This is a genomic window from Acidovorax sp. SRB_24 (genome assembly GCF_012931925.1).
In genome coordinates this window covers 1-2,469 of record NZ_MWOM01000137.1, presented here as the reverse complement: position 1 = coordinate 2,469, position 2,469 = coordinate 1, and the positions used below count along the sequence as shown (strand labels likewise).

Genomic DNA, 2,469 nt, shown 5'->3' with positions numbered 1-2,469 from the left:
GCATTGCACGGCTGCGGCGGGCTCTACGCCAAGGGCGGCGGCCTGTCCGTGCGCTACCGCGAGACGGCCGAGCGCCTGCACGCCGCCGGCTACGCGGTGCTGATGCCCGACAGCTTCGGTTCGCGCGGCGTGCGCGAGGTCTGCCAGACCCGCTACCGCGAGCGCAGCGTGGACGTGGCCCAGCGTGCCCAGGACGCGCGCGCGGCCCTGGCCTGGCTTGCCGCGCAGCCGCAAGTGGATGTTCAGCGCATCGGCGTGCTCGGCTGGTCCAACGGCGCCACCACCACCCTGACCCTGCTGGAGCAGCGCCGCGCGCACCCCGAGGCCGGCGAGCCGCCCCTGGCGGGCGCCGCGGTGTTCTACCCGGGCTGTGCTCCGCTGCACAAGCGCCAGGCCCTGCTCGAGAACACCCCGCTGCTGATGTTGCTGGGCGCGCTCGACGACTGGACGCCACCGCAGCCGTGCGTGGACTTTGCACGCGGCCTGCAGGCGCGCGCCGGCAGTGATGTCAGCGTGCACGTGTACCAGGACAGCTACCACGGCTTCGACGGCATGGCGTCCGTGCGCCTGCGCACCGACGTGCCCAACGGAGCCTTGGCGCAGGGCGTACACCAGGGCGGCAATCCAAAGGCGCGCACAGAGGCGCTGGCTGCGCTCGATGCGTTCTGGAGCCGGGTGCTTGGCACCCGGGCCGCACCATGACTTGGAATGCGCACTTCACTCTGCTGGCGCGCTACAACGCCTGGGCCACGGCGCGCCTGCTGGACGCCGTGGCAGCGCTGCCCGAAGACACCTACCGGCGCGATCTGGGCCTGTTCTTTCGCAGCATCCACGGCACGCTGAACCACCTGCTGGTGGGCGAGCACCATCTGTGGTTTGTGCGCTTTGCCGAAGGCATTTCACCCCAGGTGGCGCTGGACCACGAGATCGAGCCCGACCGTGCGCGGCTGGACGCCCGCCTGCGCGCAGGCGCGGCCCGCTGGGAGCCGCTGATCGCCACGCTGCCCGCAGAGCGCTGGGGCCAGACGCTGGACTACACCACCACGCGCGGTGTGGCGGCCTCGCTGCCGTTCGCCGCCACGCTGGCCCATGTGTTCAACCATGGAACCCACCACCGCGGCCAGATCACGGCGGCACTCACCGCCCTGGGCCAGCCCTGCCCCGAGCTGGATCTCGTCTACTTTTTGCAAGCCGAACAAAGCGACACACCATGAGCAGCAATCTTCAAATCACCTGCGACGGCGCCGTGGCGCGCATCACGCTTACGCAGCCTGAAATTCGCAATGCCTTCAGCGACGAAGTGATCGCCGAGATCACGCAGGCCTTCACCGAGGTGGGCGCGCGCGCCGAGGTGCGCGCCGTGGTGCTGGCCGCCGAGGGACCGGCTTTCTGCGCCGGCGCCAACCTCAACTGGATGCGCCGCATGGCCGACTACACGCATGCCGAAAATTTGGCCGACGCCGCCAAGCTTGCCGACATGCTGCGCGCGATCTACGAATGCCCCAAGCCGACGATCGCGCGCGTGCAGGGCGATGTGTACGCCGGTGGCATGGGCCTGGTCGCGGCATGCGACATGGCGGTGGCGGTGGACACGGCCGGTTTTTGCCTCAGCGAGGTCAAGCTCGGGCTGATCCCGGCCACCATCAGCCCCTATGTCATCCGCGCCATGGGCGCGCGCGCCGCGCACCGCTACTTTCTGACCGCCGAGCGCTTTGATGCCGCCGAAGCACTGCGCATCGGTTTCGTGCACGCGGTGGTGGCGCCTGGCGCGCTCGATACCAAGGTGGACGAATTGCTCCAGGCACTGACCAGCGCTAGCCCGAACGCGGTGCGCGCCTGCAAGAAACTGGTGCTCGACGTTGCCGGGCGCGAGATCGGTGCCGCCCTGGTCGCTGCCACCGTCGAGGGCATCGCCGACATCCGCGCCAGCAGCGAAGGCAAGGAGGGCGTGCAGTCCTTCCTGCACAAGCGCAAGCCGGCGTGGTTGCTGCAACGCACGGATTGAACCCCGCAGGGGAGCGCAGCGCCCATGGAAAACCTCTGGCCCACTTTCATTCAATGGCTGCACACGCTCGGCCTGCATGTGGATGCGGGCGTGGTGCAGGGCATGGCGAGCGGCGCGGCGCAGGCCACGCAAAAGCTCGACATGCCGGGCCTGCTGGCGCTGGCCGCCGCGCTGGGCTGGGCCAGCGGGTTTCGGCTCTATGCGGTGGTGTTCCTGGTCGGTGCCATGGGCGCGGCCGGCTGGCTGCCGCTGCCCCCGGGGCTGCACGTGCTGCAGCATCCGGCGGTGCTGGTGGTCAGCGGAGCCATGCTGCTGGTCGAGTTCTTTGCCGACAAGATCCCCTGGCTCGACAGCGCCTGGGATGCGGTGCACGCCTTCATCCGCATCCCCGCCGGCGCCCTGCTGGCGGCCGGGGTGTTTGGCGCCGACAGCGCCACCATGGGCGTGGTCGCGGGCCTGATGGG

General features: G+C 69.9%; 4 protein-coding genes. All 4 read left to right on the top strand.

The annotated features are described in order from the left end of the window. On the top strand, nucleotides 1–702 hold a 702-nt coding region (locus B2J89_RS21015), incomplete at its 5' end, for a dienelactone hydrolase family protein (RefSeq protein WP_169170791.1). Continuing rightward, on the top strand, nucleotides 699–1,214 hold the full coding sequence (locus B2J89_RS21010; RefSeq protein WP_169170790.1) for a DinB family protein: 516 nt from the start codon (nucleotides 699–701) through the stop codon (nucleotides 1,212–1,214). The genes B2J89_RS21015 and B2J89_RS21010, both read left to right, overlap by 4 nt. After that, entirely contained in the window at nucleotides 1,211–2,005 is a 795-nt protein-coding gene (locus B2J89_RS21005) for an enoyl-CoA hydratase/isomerase family protein (protein WP_169170789.1), read from the top strand. The genes B2J89_RS21010 and B2J89_RS21005 overlap by 4 nt, the downstream gene beginning before the upstream one ends. A gap of 24 nt (nucleotides 2,006–2,029) precedes the next feature. Beyond that, the coding region (locus B2J89_RS21000) for a DUF4126 domain-containing protein (RefSeq protein ID WP_169170788.1) at nucleotides 2,030–2,469 on the top strand (440 nt) is incomplete at its 3' end.

What these genes read in the sequence shown, in the direction of transcription:
- B2J89_RS21010 (WP_169170790.1), top strand. Translation starts at nt 699, where the DNA reads ATGACTTGGAATGCGCACTTCACTCTGCTGGCGCGCTACAACGCCTGG.
- B2J89_RS21005 (WP_169170789.1), top strand. Translation starts at nt 1,211, where the DNA reads ATGAGCAGCAATCTTCAAATCACCTGCGACGGCGCCGTGGCGCGCATC.